This is a genomic window from Microcoleus sp. LAD1_D3, assembly GCF_036702135.1.
Classification (GTDB): Bacteria; Cyanobacteriota; Cyanobacteriia; order Cyanobacteriales; family Microcoleaceae; genus Microcoleus.
Genome location: NZ_JAUBSB010000046.1, coordinates 18,017 through 37,824 on the forward strand (window position 1 = coordinate 18,017; position 19,808 = coordinate 37,824).

A 19,808-nucleotide genomic window follows, 5' to 3' on the forward strand; every position below is an offset into this window, starting at 1 on the left:
AACCAGAGTAAATTTTACTATTTACATCCCGATCGCCCTTTTTGTGGCGAGATGGATGAAAGGGATCTCGCACTTACGGACTAAACCTCCTCAAAAATTGCGCCTCGCTGCTGTAAATTCACCTGCATCTCCTCATCCATTCCTGAATTGTTCCCGAATCTGGCTGACTCAACCTTCGCACCGCTGAAATTAGTATTTGTTAAGTTCACTTCCAGCAGATTTGCGCCGCTCAAATTGGCACCGCTGAGGTTAGCTAAAGCTAGACTTGCTTTGTGCAAATCGGCGCCACTTAAATCAGCATTTCCTAAGAAAGCGCCACTCAAATCTGCACCACCGAATTTGGCCTTTTGCAGGTTGGCGTCGCTGAAATCGGCATCGTTTAAGGTTGCACCCCGGAAATTTGCCCGATCGAGATTTGCGCTGCTAAAATCCACTGCACTTAAAGTCGTTCCGCGCAAGGTGCTACCCGCGAAATCTAGTGCTGGATTGAGATTGGCGATTTTTGCCAACTCCACAAAGTTGTCGGTTTCAGCAGAGATAATGCGATCGACTATTTCCTGCAATTCCGATTCAGCTTCCGGGACAATTTCCACTTCGCGCGGTTCAACCGGAGGCAAATTGTAGGAAAATAGCGCCCAACTGAGAGCAGGTTGGAGTTTATGTGTTTGCAGGTATATAGTCAGGATTCTTTCTAAAACCGAATGTTGATTTGGCGTGATTTCGTGTGGCCACAAACCCTCAGCATCTGTGAGATTAATATCTTCTTTAGCAACTTCAAAAGCCGCTGCCATCCGAAATTTTTGGGCAGCTAATTCTCCCAGCTTAACACTTTTTAGCAAACCTTTTAATACTGATTTCCCTTGTTCTACTGCAAAAATCCAAGCTGGGGTTGTATCATCGCTGATTGTGGAAACGTGACAAAATATGCTCTCTGTTTCCTTTGTTTTGTCCGGCTTCTCGCCGCCCTGAACTCCCCGCTGACTTTCCGTCACTAAAATTTCTGCACTACTTTGAATGGGCAGCGTTTCTTCAATTGGCAAAAGCTCGAAATAACCGACTAACTGACGTGATGCTACGGGTATTTCGCAGTTTTCTAGATAGAGTTTGAGCGTCCCGCCTTGCAGACCAAATTTGACGCGACCACCTAGCAGGGGTTCCCAATGCTCGTTAAAATTCAGGCTCAAGTGAATATCGAACTGCTGGGTTTGGGGTGCAACAGATGGAACTGGAATTGCTTCTAATTGCATCCACAAGCAATCTGGGTATTTGTTGTGAGACTCTAGCGATCGCATATCGGGTAGAATTGCTGGCACTACCAGCCTGTAATTGATATTTAAATTAGTTTATCATCTCTACTTTATCACAACACAGCTTTTTTTCGTGAGCTAAAATTGTAAATTTTGTTTAATTTAATCCGCAAGTCATTGGTTTTGCTGAATTTGGCTTTTTACCCAATTCCGAAATGCTTTTACTAATTCCAAATAGTCCATTCTTTCTGCTTGTTCCAAAAATATGACAATCTCTAATATCGGTAAGCTGGGAAATGCTAAACTGATCTCGCCCTCAACGTATTCTCCATTTTCTAATCTGTTGATTCTGAGTCGCGACCCATTATAAATCCAAACTTCCGGCACTCCCAGATCCGCATAAACCTGCAAACTATTTTCCGAACGGCTGGTAATATCAATTTCCACCACTAAATCCGGCGGCGGATCTTGATTCATGTCGATTCTTTTTTTGCCTTTAACTGCACTAACATTTTGGATGTAAAAACATTCATCAGGTTCTACACCGCTAAGTTCAGGACGCTTGAAAGTTGTGGAACCCCGGGGGGCAATATTGAGTTCCAATTCTTCTGCTAGGGTTTCAACAAATCGACCCATTACTTTTTTGTAAAGTTCGTGTTCTGGAGAAGGTACCATAATTTTCAAATTGCCGCGATTATATGTCAGTCGAATTTGCCGATCGCCGATTTCGGCAAGCAAATTTTCGTAGGTTTGCCAACTGATACCCGATAGCTGGACAATTTGTTCGGGCGGGGAGAGAGTTTGAGCAGTCATAGTGCTACTTTGATAAAGAGTTCGTAGGCGCAAGCCGGGGCGTAGCCATCGCACTTTTGCATTATATCATCGAAAAAAGCTCGATCGCTCTTTAATTACTGAGTTAAAATATGCGCTATCGAGCCAGAATGTTTAGTCACCACTCTGCGCCGGAAATACCGAAGACAAATCTAGAGACAACTCTGGAAAACCCGGAATTGCCACCGTCTGATTTGGCAAAACAACTCGTTGCAATTGATAACTATAACTCCCGTTTTGTTTCTGATAAGGTTCGCTGTGCATTTCCAGTTGATTATCCACCAAATTAAATATCCAATAATTAGAAATCCCAGTCTCAGCATAGAGAGACAACTTGATTGTGCGATCGTACTTCAACGTAGAATCGGAAACCTCAATTACCAACAAAATATCAGCAGGCTGCGGGTGAGAAGAGAAATAACGATCGGCTCGATTGCGGGCAATAACCACATCAGGCTCTGGTTCGCTATCAGCAGACAAAATAATTGGCTCTTGTGCGCGCACGCGAGCGCGTCTTGCCAGTAAAATGATTAACTCCTCAACTAAAAGACTGTTACAAAAAGAGTGCAGCCTACCTTTAGCAGCCATAATGATAATTTCTCCGCGAATCAATTCAACTCGGTCATCGGGTTCAAAAAATCCCAGTTCTTCCAAACGGTGATATTCGGCGATCGAGAATCGTTTTGCAGTTACGGCAGTCATAGCTTTTCTTACCCTCTACAATTACCAACCTTTCCAATTAATTTTACTCAAAAATCCCGCCCCGTGCCCTCAATTCAACCTTCAGGGCTTCCGAAATTCCCAAACAACAAAAAAACTTCGCATTGTCAACCACGGTATTTGTCAAATCAGCGCGGCTCAAATCAGCACCATTTAAATTCGCACCACTCAAATTAACACCGCTCAAATCAGCATTCTTAAAATCAGTATTTGTCAAATTTGCATTTACTAAAATCGCATTCGGTAAATAAGCACTGCTCAAATTGGCGTTGGTTAAATTTGCACCGCTCAAATTAGCCCTGGGCAGCTTTGTCCGCAAATCTGCACCGCTCAAATTGGCGCTGCTGAGTTCAGCATCCCGCAAATTAGCATTGCACAAATTAGCATCAATTAAAATAGCAGCGCTCAGCAAAGCACCGCTGAGATCCGCCAAAGTCAAATCGGCGCCTCGGAGGTTAGTTTCGCGTAAATCCGCACCGTTAAAATCAGTGTAGTGCAAGTCAAAACCGCTTAAGTTAGCCCCGGCAAAATCCTCAACCAGGTTCAAACCCACTGTTTCTGTAAGTTGTAGAAAACTCTTATTTTTATCAGTTAAAAACAGTTGCCGGACGATCGCCAATTGCTGCTGTCGGTACTGGTTAGCCTTCTCGTAATCTGCTAAATACTTGTAAGCAAGCTTCAAATTCTTGAGAGCATTGCGCTCAATGCGATCATCCTTGCTGGCGCGCGCGATCGACAACTGCTCGTCATAACATTTGATCGCACCAGGCAAATCTCCCTTAGCATCGTAAGCTAGCGCCAAATTGCCCAAAGTTTCCAGCTCAGAGCGCCCGTCGCCCGTTTCCCGCGCGATCGCCAAACGCTGCTGCTGGTAATCAATAGCACCAGAAAAATCCTCCAGAGCACAGCAAGCATTGCCCAGATTTCCCAAAGCATTCGCCTCGCCCCGGCGATCGCCAATTTCCCGCGCTAACACCAAATGCTGCTGGTAGCAGTCGATCGCCTGAGCATAATTTCCCAGCGCTTCGTAAGCTACGCCCATATTACCAAGCGCCGCACCCGATCGCCGCTTATCGTCCATTGAGCGATACAGCCCCAGCGCTTCCTGCCAAGAACCCAGCGCCGCCTCAAATTGACGCGCCTGATATTGCGAAATCCCCTGCTTGATTAGCTCGCTAGCTTGTTCGCTCATACTGTCAAAATTAGTTAATAACTAAAGTTGATATTAATCGACTCAAAGCGGTAATTGCTAATCGGTCATCAGTAATCGGGAATCGGTATGGCCAATCCCCCTCTCCCCCATCCGTATTTTCACGTCCGTGCAAAAAAAAAGACAAAAAAAAGAGAGAGCTACCTAAGTAACTCCCTCTGCCATCAGGGTGCATCTACATAACACAATATAACACGAGCGGCATGAGGGGTGTCACCCCCAAACGTGAAGATGTTGTAAAGAAATGTAGATTAATTATAAAGTTACGATCCCGCGAGAAGGGCGAGCTCGGGAAAAACCGATCGCCCGCCGTTGTATCCGCTACACGACCCCCTTAACGATTGCTTAGCCGGGGCCGTTAAGCTTCGCCACCAGCAGCTCATTCGTCAGTTTGGGATCAGCCCGGCCGCCCGTTTCCTTCATCACCTTGCCGACAAAAAAGCCCAGCAGCTTAGTTTTACCGCCTCGGTACTGTTCGAGCTCCTTGGGATTGGCTGCCAACACGGCATCGATCGCTTGATCGATCGCCCCAGTATCCGAAATTTGAATCAAACCCTTGCTCTCAACGAACTTCTGAGGCGAACCACCGTTTGCCAGCAACTCCGGCAAAATATCCTTAGCGATTTTGCCGCTGATCGTGCCAGCATCAATCAGCGCCAGCAGTTCCGCTAAATCCTGCGGTTGGAAAGGAATTTCTGCGATCGCCAGTTTTTCATTTTTCAGATAAGCAGTAATATCGCCCATCACCCAATTGGCAGCTTGTTTAGCCACAGCACCGGCGGCGATCGATTTTTCAAAATACTCCGCCACCGCTTTGTCGTCAGTCAGCACCCGCGCGTCATAGGGAGAAAGAGCGAGCTCAGTTTCGTAGCGATTGCGCTTTTGGGCCGGCAATTCCGGCAGTTGAGCTTTCAAATCCTGCAATTGCTGGGCCGAAACTTCGATCGGAGGCAAATCCGGTTCCGGGAAATACCGATAATCGCTCGCGCCTTCCTTAACCCGCATACTGAAAGTACACTGCTTGTTTTCATCCCAAAGCCGCGTTTCTTGGACGATGGTTTCGCCATTTTCCACAGCTTGAATTTGCCGCTCGATCTCGTAATCGATCGCCCGTTCGATCGCATTAAAAGAGTTCATATTTTTAATTTCCACCTTCGTGCCGAACTCTTTTCTGCCAACGGGGCGCACCGAAATATTCACGTCGCACCGGAGCGAACCTTCCTGCATATTCCCGTCGCCTACACCGATGTAGCGCACGATCCGGCGCAATTCTTGACCGTATTCGGCAGCTTCCGCGCCCGATCGCAAATCCGGTTCCGAAACAATTTCGATTAGAGGCACACCGGCACGGTTGTAATCCACCATTGAATAAGTTGAACCGCTCAACCGATCGCTGCCGCCGTGAACCAATTTTCCGGCATCTTCCTCCATGTGCAAGCGAGTGATCCCGATTTTTTTTCTAGTAGAATTTCCCGTCTCATCCACGAGTTCAATTTCTAGCCAACCGTTAGTAGCGATCGGCAAATCGAACTGAGAAATTTGATAATTTTTCGGCAAATCGGGATAGAAATATTGCTTGCGGTCAAACTTACTGTAAGGTGCGATTTCGCAGTTGAGAGCCAGCCCTGCTTTCACCGCATACTCCAGAACTTTTTGATTTAATACTGGCAACACTCCAGGCATTCCCATACAAATTGGGTCAATGTTAGTATTTGGGGCATTGCCAAATTCTGTAGAAGAACTGGAGAAAATTTTAGTATTCGTACTCAATTGACAATGAGTTTCGAGACCGATAATGGCTTCGTACTGAGTTTGGTTTTTTATCGAAGAGGGTGCAGCAGCAGTCATAAGCGATTTAAAAGACTGAATAACTTTAAATTTTATTTTAGCTTTTTATTGACCAAAGTGATTGGAGAGTATTTGTAGGTAGGGGCGGTTTCATTGGTATCAACAAGCGCGTCACACCCTTAGTTCAGCAGGTTTTAACCCCTGCCGGACTTTGAGAAAGCGTGTTTAGTTGAGACAAATGGGCATCTGCATACGCAACACCCTGCTACAGATTGGCGATCGACCCAAGCCCCCAGCCATGCCGATCTCCTTGCGATCGCCCCCAAACAACAACTCTGTGCAAAAATATACTGAGCGCCTGCTCCTGCCCGCACCCTTCCCTTACCCAGGAGAGTTTTAGATCGATCCACCACAATTGCCGATCAATCTGCACGCCAAATCCTTTGAGTGGCAGTTTTTAATAACGCCGCCCGCCTCCAACGATCGGCTTCACCCACCAACTAAAAATTAAAAATGTATAATTTAACAGGAAATTACATATAGCGATTCTCAGATAAATGAGGTATACAGAAACCCTTTATTGTCAAGCTTTCCAGGTCAAAGTTCGTACCTCACCTTTTTGAGAAAGGCTATATTTTTAATTTATAAGCTTTAATTTTGAATTCTCAAAGTAACACTTGCCTAAGTGTCAAAACTATGCCTGAAATTCCAGTTGAAAGTGCAGCACTGTTTCAAAACAGCATCACTGAGCTAGAGCAGGCGGAATCAGCCCTCGAACTCGCTTGGAACGAACTCGAAAAACAAACAGCAGAAACCATTGCTCACATTGCCAAAGCCGGCTCAGCAAACACACAGGAAATCAGCGACCGCTTTGCCGAGGCTAAGCAACTTCGGCAGCAACTTCAAACTCAAATAAAAAAAGCCCACTCGCGGCGGGAATTTCACCTAGAAAACTCACCAATGGCAGTTGTAGAGTGGGATCAAGAATTTCGGGTAGTGCGGTGGTCACCAATGGCAGAACAAATATTTGGCTGGAGTGCAGCAGAAGTAATCGGCAAATACTGGCACGAATGGTCAATAGTTCATCAAGAAGACTTCGAGCGAGTGTGCGCCGTCACAAGTCAACTGTTACAAAGCAGAGAACGCCGCAATGTTTGCCACAACCGCAACTATACCAAAGATGGCTCGGTAATTTACTGCGAATGGTACAATTCTGCACTAATTGATGAATCGGGAAGAGTAGTTTCAATTCTCTCTTTTGCCAAAGACATAACCGATTGCCATCGCGCTCAAGAAAAACTGCATCGGCGCGAACAAGCTTTCAGCGCCCTCGCCAAAAATGCGACCGATATCATCGCCCGGTTCGATCGAAAACTGCGCCTCCTTTACATCAACCCAGCAATAGAATCAACAACCGGAAAACTCGCCGCAGAATTGATTGGCAAAACCAACCAAGAATCAGGAATGCCGCCCCACTTGTGCAACCTGTGGGACGAGACTTTTCTGAAAGTTTTTGGCACCGGGAAACAAGAAACCATAGAATTTGAGTTTCCCACTCCCGAGGGCATAAAACATTACCACTGTCGAGTCATTCCCGAGTTTGCGGAAGACAATTCAGTCGCCACACTCTTATCCATAGCCCGCGACATCACAGAACTAAAACAAGTCGAATCCCAGTTGCGACAAAGCGAATCCAAATTTAAAGCCATAGTTGATTCTAACATGATCGGCCTAATTTTTTGGGATCTTAACGGCAGCATTACAGATGCCAACGCGGCTTTTTTAAACACGGTAAATTATACGCGGGACGAGCTGCTTGCCGGAAAAGTTAACTGGCAAGAAATGACACCGCCAGAATACGTGCGTTTAGATACAGAAAAAGTTGCAGAACTGAAGGCTAGAAATACGGTTGTCCCCTTTGAAAAAGAATTTATACGCTCCGATGGTAGCCGCGTTCCGGTAATATTGGGCAGCACATTTTTAGAAGGGACGAAGCAGTTAGGCGTCAGTTTTGTACTGGACTTAAGCGAGCGCAAACAGGCAGAATCAGAACTGCAAAAACATCAACAACTTTTAGAGAGTATCCTGACAACTATCCCCAACTTTCTTTACATTTATGATGCAGTAGAAAACAAAAATATTTATGCAAATGAATCTGTCACAGCCATACTCGGCTACACTGTCAAAGAATGGCAAGATTTGGGTAGAGATGCTGTCGCTAACTTAGTTCATCCCGAGGATTTGTTAAAGCTAATTACAGGTATCGAGCGACTAAAACACAGCACCAATCCCTATGAAACGGATGACAGAGACTACAGAATCAAACACAAAAATGGGGAATGGCGCTGGGTGCACCATCGCTCTACAATCTTCAAAAGAACCCCAGACGGACAAATGAGGCAAATTATCGGTTCCGTACTCGACATCACCGATCGCAAACAAGCCGAAGAATCATTAAAACAGCAAAAAGAATTGCTGCAAACTATCTTCGACAACGTGCCGATCATGATCGCCTTCTTGGGCAGCAGCGGTCAAATAAACTGGGTAAACCGCCACTGGGAACAAGTGCTAGGCTGGAGTTTTGCAGAAATCAAAGACCGCGATATGTTGGCAGAATTTTATCCGCAGCCAGAATACCGTCAATACGTTTTGGATGAAATCCAAGCAGCAAATCAGCACTGGAGCGACTTCAAAACACAAGTTAGAGACGGGCGAATTATCGACACTTCTTGGGCAAATGTTCGTCTTTCCGACGGCAGGTGTATCGGCATCGGTCAAGATATCACCGAACGCAAACGAGTAGAAGCTGAACTTAAAGAACTCAACGAAACTTTAGAAGCTCAAGTTGCCCAGCGTACCGCAGAATTAGAGACTTTTTTTGATGCTTTGCCCGATCGCATTTATGTGGTTGAACGCGCCAATATGCGCCAGTCTTTTGTCAACAAAACAGTTGCCAAAATTTGCGGTTTCAACAGCAGGAAAGAGATGCAGGGCAAAACAGTTTTTGAATGTTTTCCCGCAGAACTCGCAGAAAGATTTTGCCGGGAAAACTTGCAGGTATTGGAAACAGGCGAAACTCTGCACTTTCAGGAAAAATTTGTGAGTTCCGGTGGCCATTCCTACTACGATACTTTTAAAATTCCCCTCAGAAATCTCGACGGCGAGGTTTATGCTTTAATTGGCACTTCTCGCGATATCACTGAGTTGGTAGAGACAAAACAAGCTTTGTCAGAACGCACAGAGCAATTAGAAGCTGCCAATCAAGAATTAGAATCTTTTTCTTACTCAGTTTCCCACGACTTGCGCGCACCTTTGCGACATATTTCAGGTTTTGTAGAAGCGTTGAAGCAGCGGCTAGAATTAACTGAGGCTTTGAGCGATCGCAAGATAGTTCACTATATGGAAATAATTGAAGACAGCAGCCAAAAAATGAGCCTATTGATTGACGGTTTGCTCGCCTTGTCGCGGGTGACTCGCACCGAGTTGAGGCAAATTCCGATCGATTTGAGCCGTTTGGTACAAAATGCGATTAAATTGACTAAACCCCCAACTGTCGCAGATCCGGCCCAAACTCCCCACAGCGTTGAATTTGCCGTCGGAAATTTGCCGAGGGTAATGGGAGATCCAACCTTGCTGCAACAGGTGTTCAGCAACTTGATTAGCAACGCCGTCAAGTTCAGCCGCGGACGCACTCCGGCTACAATAGTTATTGAGGCCTTACCTGATGGAACGATTTTTGTCAAGGATAACGGTGTGGGTTTTCCGATGGAATATGCCGAGCGACTGTTTGGAGCCTTTCAGAGGCTGCACTCCCAGAGGGAATTTGAAGGTACGGGCATCGGTTTGGCGATCGTCCAGCGGATTATTCACCGCCACGGCGGCACGGTTTGGGCCGAAAGCCTACCTAGTCAAGGAGCTACCTTTTACTTTAAACTAGGGCAAACAATCTCAAACGGTAATATAGATTCATAAGTTAAGTGTATAAGAGTTTTAAATTCTGAATTTAAAACTCTTATACACTTAAATAAGTCACAATCGGTGAGAGCATCAGAATTTTGGTGTGACAGGAGTGTTCATGGTTAGGGATGGAAGCGAAAGATCTAGGCTTGGCTGTGAAAGATGCTCGTACTCCTAAAAAACGCTATTTTAAAAATTGGGATGCTCCCCAATCGGTTCGGCCAGCCCTCGACTGCCAGTGCTAAATAAAGGTTTTGAGAGTAGAGTATATAATTGATTGTGCTAAAAATAACTAACAATATCGAGATAAAATTAACAACCAAACTCAGTCTCAAAAAATACTAGCAAAAACACGAATAACCAATTAAAAACATCCCGAATACCTTATGTTAGATATAAATCAGACCAACTATCTACTAAAAATGGTAGCGGAATCAACATTAAAATTGTTGATTATCGAAGACATGGCAGAAGATATGGAATTAATAGTGCTCGCCTTAGAAGCGGGGGGAGTAAATTTTAATTACGACACTGCCGAAACAGCAACAGAGTGCAGAAAACTGCTCGATAATTGCACGTACGATGCTGTACTATCCGATTACCGCCTCCCCGGCTTCAACGGTTTAGAAGTATTGAAATTAATGCAGGAATTAGGGCAAGACATACCCTTGATTTTAGTAACGGGAAGTTTGGGAGAAGAAGCGGCAGTTGAGTGCATCAAAGCCGGAATGACCGATTACGTATTAAAAGGGCGGCTGTTTAGGTTGCCAACAGTCTTAGAACGATCGCTCCAAGAATACAAAATGCGGCGCCAGCAACAAGAAGCGATCACCCAAATTCAGCGGCAAGCTCAGCGAGAAGCGATCGTCAACCGCATCCTCCAAGCCATGCGCTTCACCCTTGTACTCGACGAAGTGCTGCAAACCACCGCAGATCAACTGCACGAAGCTCTTGAAATCAGCGCCTGCGCCATCTTGCAGCCAGATGCTGAAGGCGGCATCAGAATTCGTTACATCAGCAAAGCATCCAACAGAGAACGGTTCGTCGGGTTAAATTGCAAAGTGGCCGAGCACTACAGATCGGGGCTCGCGGCCGGGGAAACCCTGATCATCGACGAGTTATCGACACTGTGCCTGTCCCTGCAAGAATCTGCAGAGTGTGTAGGGTTTCGCGCCGTCGCGATCGCCCCACTGCTCTACCAGCGGTCATTTGTGGGAGGAATTAGCCTCTATCAGTGCGATCGGGCGCGCTCTTGGAGCGTCGAAGAACTGTCGCTACTCAAAGCCATAGCCGATCAGTGCGCGATCGCGATCCACCAAGCTGAACTCTACCAACAAGCCCAAACCGAACTCGCAGAACGCAAGCGCGCCGAAGCAGCAGTTTGCGGCATCCAGCAGCAGCTAGCCACAATGGCAGCCAACATTCCCGGCTCAGTCTACCGCACCGTGCTGCATCCAGATGGCACAATGTCCATGCCCTACATCAGTCCGGGCGTGCGCGAAGTTACTGGGTTCGGGGCCGAAGAAGTGATTTCGCACCCGGAACTCTTGACCGAAATCATCCATCCAGAGGACAAAAGCTCGTCTGACAGCCGCGTAGCAGCATCGAGAGCGAGTCTTTTGCCGTGCGATCGCCAGTACCGCATCGTTCTGAGATCAGGGGAGGTCAAGTGGGTGCAAGACAGCGCCAAATTTTCCAAAAACGACAACGGCGACGTAATTATAGACGGAGTAGCCCTGGACATCAGCGATCGCAAACAAGCAGAATCAGCCCTGCGCCAAAGCGAACAGCGATTTCGCTCGCTGATTGAAAACGCCACAGACATCACGATCATTCTCGACGCCGAAGGAATCTTCCGCTACATCAGCCCTTCGGTTAAGCGAATTTTAGGATACGCGCCCCACCAGGCGATCGGCCGCAGCGCCTTAGAAATAGTTCACCCTGACGACTGCGCCACGATCACCGAAACCCTCCACAAAGCCATTAAAAACCCCAAAAGAAGCCAGTGCCCAGTTGAGTACCGAGTCCGCCACCGCAACGGTTCCTGGTGTTATGTAGAAGCTGTAGCCACCAACTTGCTGTATGATCCCGCAGTCCAGGGAATCGTGATTAACTGTCACGACATCACTCAGCGCAAACTCGCCGAAGAACAACTGCTGCACGATGCTTTTCACGACGCCCTCACCGGATTGCCCAACCGATCGCTATTTACCGATCGGCTGGAACACGCTCTGAGGATGGCAAAACGGCGCAAAGACTACTTGTTTGCGGTGCTGTTTCTCGATTTAGATAGATTTAAAGTAGTCAACGATTCCCTCGGCCACGCCATCGGCGATCAACTGCTAGTATCGATCGCGCGGCGTCTGGAAGCTTGTCTGAGGGCCGGAGATACAGTAGCCCGCCTCGGAGGAGACGAGTTTGTGCTGTTGTTAGAAGACATCGAGGGCATCAATGAAGCTACCACCATTGTCAACCGCCTGCAAAAGAAAATCACCTCCCCTATCCTTCTAGACGGACACGAAGTATTTATCACCGCCAGCATCGGCATAGCTTTGAGTTCTGGCGAATACCTGGAACCGACAACCCTGTTGCGCGACGCCGACACAGCAATGTACCGCGCCAAAGAACTCGGCAGATCCCGACACGAAGTTTTCAACAGTTCCATGCACGCCCACGCTTTGCGGCTGTTGCAGCTAGAAAACGACCTGCGGCGGGCGATCGAATCAATTAGAGAGCCGATCAGAGAAGAAGAATTTCCCGCATCCTGCGAATCAGTCTTACCTCCCTTATCCGCAGCGCCCCAGTTTATTATTCACTACCAGCCGATCGTGTCGATCGCCAATAACACAATTACCAGTTTTGAGGCCCTAGTGCGCTGGCAGCATCCAGAACGCGGCTTAGTTTCCCCCGGTGAATTCATCACCATCGCCGAAGAAACCGGCTTGATCGTACCCCTGGGCCGCTGGGTACTTCGCACAGCTTGCCACCAAATCCGCCAGTGGCAGCAGCTATTTCCCAGCAACCACCCCTTGAGCGTTAGCGTCAACATTTCTGTCAAACAGTTTTCTCAGCCAGATTTAATCGAATACATCGACCAAGTTCTCGCAGAAACTCACCTAGACGGCAGCAGTTTAAAACTAGAAATTACCGAAAGCGTACTCATAGAAAATTCCGAATCAGTAACAGCAATGCTGGTGCAGCTCAGAACCCGAAACATACACTTGTGCATTGATGACTTCGGCACCGGCTATTCATCGCTTTCCTACCTGCACCGCTTCCCCACCAATACCTTAAAAATAGACCGCTCTTTTGTTAGCAGGATGGGAGGTGAGTTCGATTTCAGTAAAGGAGGGATTGACCCGACCGAAATTGTGCGGTCGATCGTTACTTTGTCCCACAATTTAGGCATGGATGTAGTAGCCGAAGGAGTCGAAGAAGCTTCGCAACTATCTATACTAAAAGGGTTAAAATGTGAGTACGCCCAGGGATTCTTTTTCTCAAAGCCAGTAGACTCTCAAACAGCAGCAGCCCTAATCCGACAGCAAGCAGAAAATCAGAATTTGCTGACATTTAGTTTGTTAGAGAAAGGCCATTAAAAAAACACGGCATTTTGTGAGTCCCGTTTCAGCATAAAATCTTAAAATATTTTAAAACAGTCCCTAACTGGCGTCAGTTAATAACTACGGCATCCAAATCACTGTCAACGACCCATGTCTAAAGATACTGGGCTTCCAGCCTCAGACTTAAACGATAGTTGACCAGATGTGTAGCTGCGTACTACGTTAACGGTAAGAGTTAAATACCTACCAGGGAGTGTTCTCGCTAGTTCCTTGCCAAGCGAAATTTAGGATTAAATAGACTTATTGGGTTAAATCAGTGTCCTAAATATAGTATCGGCCCTTAACTAAGGCGCAAGCTAACATTACCCATCTTATAGAGGCTCCTGATGGAGCGAACATTATGCGTACAGGATTGCGAGGTTTGATGTGGTAATTGTCCCACTGAAAGTACATTACAAAAGTACACTCCCATCTAGCGATCCTCGTGTAATGGAAAGATTCACGGCGCTTCAAACCGCCTAGCCGTTTCCCTCTCAGGTCTAAAGACACGCTCGTTTCCCACTTACCAAATTTTTTTATGACTATTGGCTACCTCGCCCTCGTTCTCCACGCCCACCTGCCCTTTGTCCGCCACCCCGAAAGCGACTACGTTTTAGAAGAAGAATGGCTGTTTGAGGCGATCGCGGAAACCTACATTCCCCTGCTGCAAGTCTTTGAAGGGCTCAAGCGCGACGGCATCGACTTTAAAATTACCATGAGCATGACGCCGCCCTTGGTGGCAATGCTGCGCGACCCCTTGCTGCAAGACCGCTTCGACGACCACTTGGCCAAACTCGAAGAATTAGCGGATCTCGAAATCGAACACAATAGCGGCAACGGTCACCTCCGCTATTTGGCAGAACATTACGCCGCCCATTTCTCTCAAGTCCGCAACTTTTGGGAAAAGTACGATCGAGATTTAGTCAAAGCCTTCAAAGAACACCAAGATACCAACAACCTCGAAATCATCACCTGCGGTGCCACCCACGGCTACCTACCGCTGATGAAAATGTACCCCGAAGCAGTTTGGGCACAAATTCAAGTAGCCTGCGACAACTACGAAGCAAACTTCGGCCGCAGACCAAAAGGCATTTGGCTGCCCGAATGCGCCTACTATGAAGGCTTAGAGCGGATGTTAGCCGACGCAGGCCTCCGCTACTTTCTCACAGACGGTCACGGCATCCTCTACGCCCGCCCGCGTCCCCGCTACGGCAGCTACGCCCCGATTTTCACCGAATCTGGAGTAGCCGCCTTCGGCCGGGATCACGAATCCTCGCAGCAGGTTTGGTCTTCCGAAGTCGGCTATCCCGGCGCGGCCGAATACCGCGAATTCTACAAAGATTTGGGTTGGGAAGCTGACTACGATTACATTAAGCCCTACATCATGCCCAACGGCCAGCGGAAAAATACCGGGATTAAATATCACAAAATCACCGGTCGCGGATTGGGTTTAGGCGATAAACAGTTGTACGATCCTTACTGGGCAAGGGAAAAAGCCGCCGAACACGCCAGCAACTTTGCTTTCAACCGGGAACGGCAAGTCGAGCACCTCAACGGCATTATGCAGCGTCCGCCGATTATTGTTTCGCCTTACGACGCGGAACTTTTCGGTCACTGGTGGTACGAAGGGCCTTGGTTCTTAGATTACCTGTTCCGCAAGAGTTGGTACGACCAAAATACCTACGAGATGACGCACTTAGCCGATTATTTGCGGGGAAATCGGACTCAGCAAGTATGCCGCCCGTCTCAGTCTAGTTGGGGTTTCCGGGGTTTCCACGAATATTGGCTCAACGATACCAATGCTTGGATTTATCCGCACTTGCACAAAGCTGCGGAACGGATGATTGAGTTGGGAAGCATGGAACCTGCGGATGAATTGCAGTGGCGCGCTTTGAACCAGGCGGCGCGGGAAGTGCTGCTAGCTCAATCTTCTGACTGGGCATTTATCATGCGTACAGGGACGATGGTGCCCTATGCAGTGCGCCGGACTCGATCGCACTTAATGCGCTTTCACAAGCTTTACGATGAAGTGAAAGAAGGGAAAGTTGATTCGGGTTGGTTGGAGAAGGTTGAGGAGATTGATAATATTTTCCCTGAAATTAACTATCGCGTTTATCGATCGCTTTAAGTCTCGTTTCCCCTTTCATCCTGTCCCCCCAGCCCTGCTTAAGGGAGGGACAGGATGTTAATTACAATTAGGCGTTGCTCAATCAAGGTATGATAAACTTATAATGCGGTCGCGGGCGCAGAGAATGATTGCTTTGATTTTGATCTTTGATTTTGATACGGAATTGGAACATCTGCAAATTTTAGATAGTGAATTAGTAATAGAATTGAATATCTTAGAAAGTTGTTGTCTAATTTAGAATAACAAGAGTTTTTCGTTTTATGCGCGCTATCCGGGTGCCTTAATCTTGTATCTTTACCCTCAACTCTTATCATATAGTAATCCTTGCAGGAGTCCTAAATTTTAGGATGGCTATATTTGTCAAATCTTTATAAGATTAAGACTTGTAACATATTAGTATTTCCCATTAATCAAGCAATTGTTGGTGTCAAAACATCAATTATTCTTAATAATTGCCAAAAGATAGTGGGTGAGAATAGACTGAAATTAACAATTGTAATCTTTGTTTAAATATTGTTAGATAAGTTAATAATCCGTGTTAGTCCAACAACTTAACTAAGGGGTCTAAATAATTTAAAATTATAGTGAAAAGAGCAGCCAGTACAGCAGTTAAGTTCACACAAGCTTTACAATAGGATGAAATCTAAGTATTTCAACGGCAAAAAATGGCGACAAACATGGGACGATATTTGCACGTACTGAAATTGTTCTGGGGTGCGGCGATCTCCGCGGAACTAGAATACCGCATCAACTTTGTCCTCGCGGCCCTCAGCAGCCTCGGGAATCTTGCGGGCAGCTTGTTTGGGCTGTTTTTGTTCTACCGTACCGGCTACAGGTTTTCGGGCTATTCATGGGAAGAGGCTTTAGTTGTACTCGGTATTTTCACGATTTTGCAGGGGTTTTCGTCAACGTTTCTAGCACCTAATCTCAGCCGTATTGTCGATCGAGTCCAGCAAGGTACTCTCGATTTCGTACTCCTCAAACCCATCAGTTCCCAATTCTGGCTATCTGCAAACACAGTTTCCCCTTGGGGAATCCCAGATTTAATCTTGGGAACCGTATTGCTGCTGTATGCTGCTAACAAATTGGGAGTAGAAATCGGCAACTATTTTTTAACAGCAATACCGCTGTTCTTCGGAACTATTACTCTTTACAGTATATGGTTTATGTTAGGGGCAACCAGCATTTGGTTTGTCAAAATTTACAACGTTACCGAAGTTCTCGAAGGATTGTTAGAAGCGGGTAGATTTCCAATGGCAGCTTATCCCGCAGCTTATCGATTTTTCTTCACTTTCGTAGTTCCCGTTGCCTTCTTGACGACTGTGCCTGCAGAAGCCATGCTGGGGAGAGGTGAAATCGTTTGGATCGCAGGGGCGGGAATATTGGCGATCGGGCTGTTATTTTTCTCCCGCTACTTCTGGCAATTTGCACTCCGCTTTTACACCAGCGCTTCCAGCTAGTTAAGTCGGTAGGTAAGCTGCAGCAGATCTAGATTGTCTATTATGTTTGAGAGGGAGAGGATTTGAGACGGGGGAATAGGAAATTGAAATATACATTTTCAAGGCACAACAGCTTATCTAAAAAATATTTTTTTCTATTTACTTAGATAGTTAAATAAATGTAAGATTTCAACCTATCCTGGAAATGTAAACTGGAAATAAACCACGCAAACGAAGGCAAACCAATGAAAAGAAAAAAACTGGGTAACAGTAATTTTACTATCAGCGCGATCGGTCTTGGAGGTATGCCAATGTCCTTAAGTAGCCGGCCGCCCGAATCGCAATCTATTGCGGTAATTCACCACGCCCTCGATTTGGGTGTCACCCTAATTGACACCGCAGATTCCTACTGCCAAGATGAATCCGACAAACACCACAATGAGCAACTGATTGCCAAAGCTTTGGAACAGTATACCGGAGATACTCGGGCCGTTACTGTCGCCACTAAAGGCGGCTTAATGCGGCCTCAAGGTGCATGGACGCGCAACGGCAATCCCCATCATTTGCGCCAGGCAATTCGCGAAAGTTTTGAAGCGTTGGGCGGTCAGAAACCGATCGACCTTTGGCAATATCACTCGCCCGATCCCGCTTATACCATCGAAGCAGCCCTAGCACCTGCAAAAGAAGCCGTAGAAGCAGGAATGATCCGATTTATTGGAGTTTCCAACTTTTCTGTAGAGCAGATCAAACGCGCCCGCGATACAGTAGAAGTTGTCTCCGTGCAGAATCAATATAATCCTTGGCACAGACAGCCAGAATCAGACGGCGTACTGGAATATTGCGAAACCGAAAAACTGACATTTTTTCCTTGGAGCCCTTTAGGAGGAAGCCGCCGCGCCACAAGCTTGGAAGATATGCCTGCGATCGCCAAATTAGCAGCAGAAAAAAACGTTTCTGTTTACTGTATAGTATTAGCTTGGTTGATGGCAAAATCGCCCTGTATCGTTCCAATTCCCGGTGCGACCAAAGTATCGAGTATTGAGGACTCTGTGCGGGCGCTCGAAGTTAAATTGACTGACGAGGAATTGCAACAAATTGCCGTAAGTTAAGTATATAAGGGCAAAAAAAACAATAGAACAGGCTTTCCGGCCTGTTCCACCAAGAGAACTTTATTGTGGGGAGTAGGGGTTGGGCATCTTGCCCGCCCCGGAAAGTGGGATTTAATGAGTAAAGTTGACATTTTTTGAGGAATTGGGTTTTATGGAAGCTAATCAAGTGAATGCCGATCGAGACGTAGCAATTGAACATCAAAACGTACCAGTCGCCCATGAAGGACTGCACAACTTTTTATACAGTTCCGACTCAGAACACAGCGCAGATGCAGCAATTTCTGAATTAGAAAATGACGGCACGCAAGTAATGTCGATCGATACGTGGCGCGATTTGGCAACTAACGCGAAAGTCGCCGGCGTTTACGCTGTAATGGACACTTCCCGCCACACTCAGTTTATAGGTTATTCGCGAAATATCCTGCTTTCAATCAACGGTCACATCGCCCAAAATGGCGTAGAAAAGTGTGCTTTCCTGCGTGTGCAAACTTTCAAATTCCCGAAGCGGGAAGAAATGGAAAGTTTGCGGGATGCTTGGATAGCAGAAATTGGCAGCATTCCGCCTGGAAACGGTGCTGACAGCGAAATGTGGGCGGCTACGGTAGGCCAAGCAGCGCGATCGGCAATGTCTGCGGAGGAACAAAAAGCTTATGAGGAAAAGAAGCTGAAATTGCGGAAAGCAATGGCAGATTCTACTCTTACCAAAGAGTTAGAAACAGCAGCCAAAAGTGAGGGCGAACAGGCTAAGGATTTGGAAGCTGCTGTTAACAATGATGACTGGAGTGCCATGATTCAATCGCAAACCCAGGAAACAAAGTCCGGCGAATAAAATTCGCTGCTACTTAAACTTTCGTCTACTATAAATGGGGGCGGGTTTATGTAGATTTTTGGTGGAAATTAAAGAGGGTTGGTGAACCAGCCCCTACTAATTAATGACTAATTTTGCGTTCAGTAACTAAAGTCAAACTTACCCATTCACCGCGCTCATTGTAACTGCGAATCATCCGAAACCGCAACTCAGGTTCTACCAACCAACCGGCCTCAAAAAATATAGGTTTTCTCAATTCAATCTTGACAGGTAAAGTGCAAGAACCGCCGTCAGGAAGCAGAATAACTTGCACGGGCGAAGCACCTTCGTTAAAGTGCAGAACTGAACCGTTAATCCTGGCGCTAGAACTGATAACAGTAGCATTACTGCCAAAAGTAATTTTCTGCAGTAGGCGATCGCCACTTTCCAAATGCAATTGCAGTTTGGTAGAATAAAAGTCAGGAGAACGCGAATCTGGATAGATTGTCACGGCCTCGCCCTGCCACTCTCCCAGCAAATCCTCAACAGTTAAAGGCGGACGTTCCGGGACATTTTTATCCGGCTGTTTTTCTCGAATTAAGGTAAGCTTTGATAAATTGCCGTCGGTATTGTATAGCTGAACGAAGCGCAACCGGCGATAATTGTAGATAAAACCAAACTCGGCACCCGACTCAGAATAAGGCGCTAGTTGAATAGTTCCCTGACAAAAAGCTCCATTCTCAAAAAATAGGATATCTCGTCCCAAACTTTGATATTCTCGAACAAGTTCGCTCACTTCCGGTTCGCCGACACCGCTAGGATTTGGGGAAAAGCGACGGAGTTTCAATCGCACAGTTTTGTTGTCATTTAGACCTTCGAGAGAAATAATGCTAGGAGTATCTTGAAGTACCTCTCCCCGTGGCGATAACTGGGTAAAAGAACCGTGCCATTCTCCCAAGTTTTGCAGAAAGTTTTCCCATTGTGATACCATAT

Annotated in this window: 13 protein-coding genes and 1 pseudogene; 7 read left to right on the forward strand and 7 right to left on the reverse strand. The window is 46.6% G+C overall.

What is annotated here, in order from left to right; translation table 11 throughout:
• Window positions 1-80: 80 nt before the first annotated feature.
• The 5 genes from QUA74_RS21780 to gatB form a co-directional block, all read right to left on the reverse strand.
• Window positions 81-1,313 carry a pentapeptide repeat-containing protein gene (locus tag QUA74_RS21780; RefSeq protein WP_333333395.1) on the reverse strand — a complete coding sequence of 411 codons (1,233 nt, stop codon included), beginning with the start codon at window positions 1,311-1,313 and terminating at the stop codon, window positions 81-83.
• 108 nt (window positions 1,314-1,421) lie between these two features.
• Window positions 1,422-2,060, reverse strand: coding sequence for a Uma2 family endonuclease (locus QUA74_RS21785; RefSeq protein ID WP_333333397.1), 639 nt, complete (start codon window positions 2,058-2,060; stop codon window positions 1,422-1,424).
• Between the two features lie 132 nt (window positions 2,061-2,192).
• A complete protein-coding gene (locus tag QUA74_RS21790) occupies window positions 2,193-2,780 on the reverse strand; it encodes a Uma2 family endonuclease (protein WP_333333399.1) in 588 nt (195 codons plus the stop codon).
• A gap of 43 nt (window positions 2,781-2,823) precedes the next feature.
• On the reverse strand, window positions 2,824-3,990 hold the full coding sequence (locus QUA74_RS21795; RefSeq protein ID WP_333333401.1) for a pentapeptide repeat-containing protein: 1,167 nt from the start codon (window positions 3,988-3,990) through the stop codon (window positions 2,824-2,826).
• 363 nt (window positions 3,991-4,353) lie between these two features.
• Window positions 4,354-5,856, reverse strand: a complete 1,503-nt coding sequence (gene gatB, locus QUA74_RS21800; RefSeq protein ID WP_333333403.1) for an Asp-tRNA(Asn)/Glu-tRNA(Gln) amidotransferase subunit GatB — start codon at window positions 5,854-5,856, stop codon at window positions 4,354-4,356.
• 178 nt (window positions 5,857-6,034) lie between these two features.
• On the opposite strand from gatB, the gene QUA74_RS21805 reads away from it, so the two are divergent.
• The 4 genes from QUA74_RS21805 (at window position 6,035) to QUA74_RS21820 (ending at window position 15,480) form a co-directional block, all read left to right on the forward strand.
• Complete coding sequence (locus QUA74_RS21805; protein WP_333333404.1) at window positions 6,035-6,196, forward strand: hypothetical protein; 162 nt, start codon at window positions 6,035-6,037, stop codon at window positions 6,194-6,196.
• A gap of 296 nt (window positions 6,197-6,492) precedes the next feature.
• A complete protein-coding gene (locus QUA74_RS21810) occupies window positions 6,493-9,768 on the forward strand; it encodes a PAS domain S-box protein (RefSeq protein WP_333333406.1) in 3,276 nt (1,091 codons plus the stop codon).
• A gap of 371 nt (window positions 9,769-10,139) precedes the next feature.
• Window positions 10,140-13,349 (forward strand): EAL domain-containing protein, encoded by a 3,210-nt coding sequence (locus QUA74_RS21815; RefSeq protein WP_333333408.1) that lies wholly within the window; start codon window positions 10,140-10,142, stop codon window positions 13,347-13,349.
• 541 nt (window positions 13,350-13,890) lie between these two features.
• Window positions 13,891-15,480: a glycoside hydrolase family 57 protein gene (locus tag QUA74_RS21820; protein WP_333333410.1), complete on the forward strand. Its 1,590-nt coding sequence runs from the start codon at window positions 13,891-13,893 to the stop codon at window positions 15,478-15,480.
• 98 nt (window positions 15,481-15,578) lie between these two features.
• Here QUA74_RS21820 and QUA74_RS21825 read toward each other — a convergent pair.
• Window positions 15,579-15,797 (reverse strand): annotated as a pseudogene (locus tag QUA74_RS21825) (hypothetical protein); the annotation flags it as partial.
• Window positions 15,798-16,145: 348 nt separating this feature from the next.
• Here QUA74_RS21825 and QUA74_RS21830 point away from each other — a divergent pair.
• From QUA74_RS21830 to QUA74_RS21840, 3 genes are all read left to right on the forward strand, one after another.
• Window positions 16,146-16,940 (forward strand): ABC transporter permease, encoded by a 795-nt coding sequence (locus QUA74_RS21830; RefSeq protein ID WP_333333412.1) that lies wholly within the window; start codon window positions 16,146-16,148, stop codon window positions 16,938-16,940.
• A 224-nt stretch (window positions 16,941-17,164) separates the two neighbouring features.
• A complete protein-coding gene (locus tag QUA74_RS21835; RefSeq protein WP_333333413.1) occupies window positions 17,165-18,028 on the forward strand; it encodes an aldo/keto reductase in 864 nt (287 codons plus the stop codon).
• A gap of 151 nt (window positions 18,029-18,179) precedes the next feature.
• Window positions 18,180-18,857: a GIY-YIG nuclease family protein gene (locus QUA74_RS21840; RefSeq protein ID WP_333333415.1), complete on the forward strand. Its 678-nt coding sequence runs from the start codon at window positions 18,180-18,182 to the stop codon at window positions 18,855-18,857.
• 100 nt (window positions 18,858-18,957) lie between these two features.
• Here the strand turns inward: QUA74_RS21840 and QUA74_RS21845 are convergent, their stop codons facing one another.
• Window positions 18,958-19,806 (reverse strand): DUF3598 family protein, encoded by an 849-nt coding sequence (locus tag QUA74_RS21845; protein ID WP_333333417.1) that lies wholly within the window; start codon window positions 19,804-19,806, stop codon window positions 18,958-18,960.
• Window positions 19,807-19,808: the final 2 nt, after the last annotated feature.

Excerpts from the sequence above, each read along its gene's own strand:
- QUA74_RS21835 (WP_333333413.1), top strand. The coding sequence starts at position 17,165 with ATGAAAAGAAAAAAACTGGGTAACAGTAATTTTACTATCAGCGCGATC.
- QUA74_RS21790 (WP_333333399.1), bottom strand. The coding sequence starts at position 2,780 with ATGACTGCCGTAACTGCAAAACGATTCTCGATCGCCGAATATCACCGT.
- QUA74_RS21845 (WP_333333417.1), bottom strand. The coding sequence starts at position 19,806 with ATGGTATCACAATGGGAAAACTTTCTGCAAAACTTGGGAGAATGGCAC.
- QUA74_RS21805 (WP_333333404.1), top strand. The coding sequence starts at position 6,035 with ATGGGCATCTGCATACGCAACACCCTGCTACAGATTGGCGATCGACCC.
- QUA74_RS21785 (WP_333333397.1), bottom strand. The coding sequence starts at position 2,060 with ATGACTGCTCAAACTCTCTCCCCGCCCGAACAAATTGTCCAGCTATCG.
- gatB (WP_333333403.1), bottom strand. The coding sequence starts at position 5,856 with ATGACTGCTGCTGCACCCTCTTCGATAAAAAACCAAACTCAGTACGAA.
- QUA74_RS21795 (WP_333333401.1), bottom strand. The coding sequence starts at position 3,990 with ATGAGCGAACAAGCTAGCGAGCTAATCAAGCAGGGGATTTCGCAATAT.
- QUA74_RS21820 (WP_333333410.1), top strand. The coding sequence starts at position 13,891 with ATGACTATTGGCTACCTCGCCCTCGTTCTCCACGCCCACCTGCCCTTT.
- QUA74_RS21840 (WP_333333415.1), top strand. The coding sequence starts at position 18,180 with ATGGAAGCTAATCAAGTGAATGCCGATCGAGACGTAGCAATTGAACAT.
- QUA74_RS21815 (WP_333333408.1), top strand. The coding sequence starts at position 10,140 with ATGTTAGATATAAATCAGACCAACTATCTACTAAAAATGGTAGCGGAA.
- QUA74_RS21810 (WP_333333406.1), top strand. The coding sequence starts at position 6,493 with ATGCCTGAAATTCCAGTTGAAAGTGCAGCACTGTTTCAAAACAGCATC.
- QUA74_RS21830 (WP_333333412.1), top strand. The coding sequence starts at position 16,146 with ATGGCGACAAACATGGGACGATATTTGCACGTACTGAAATTGTTCTGG.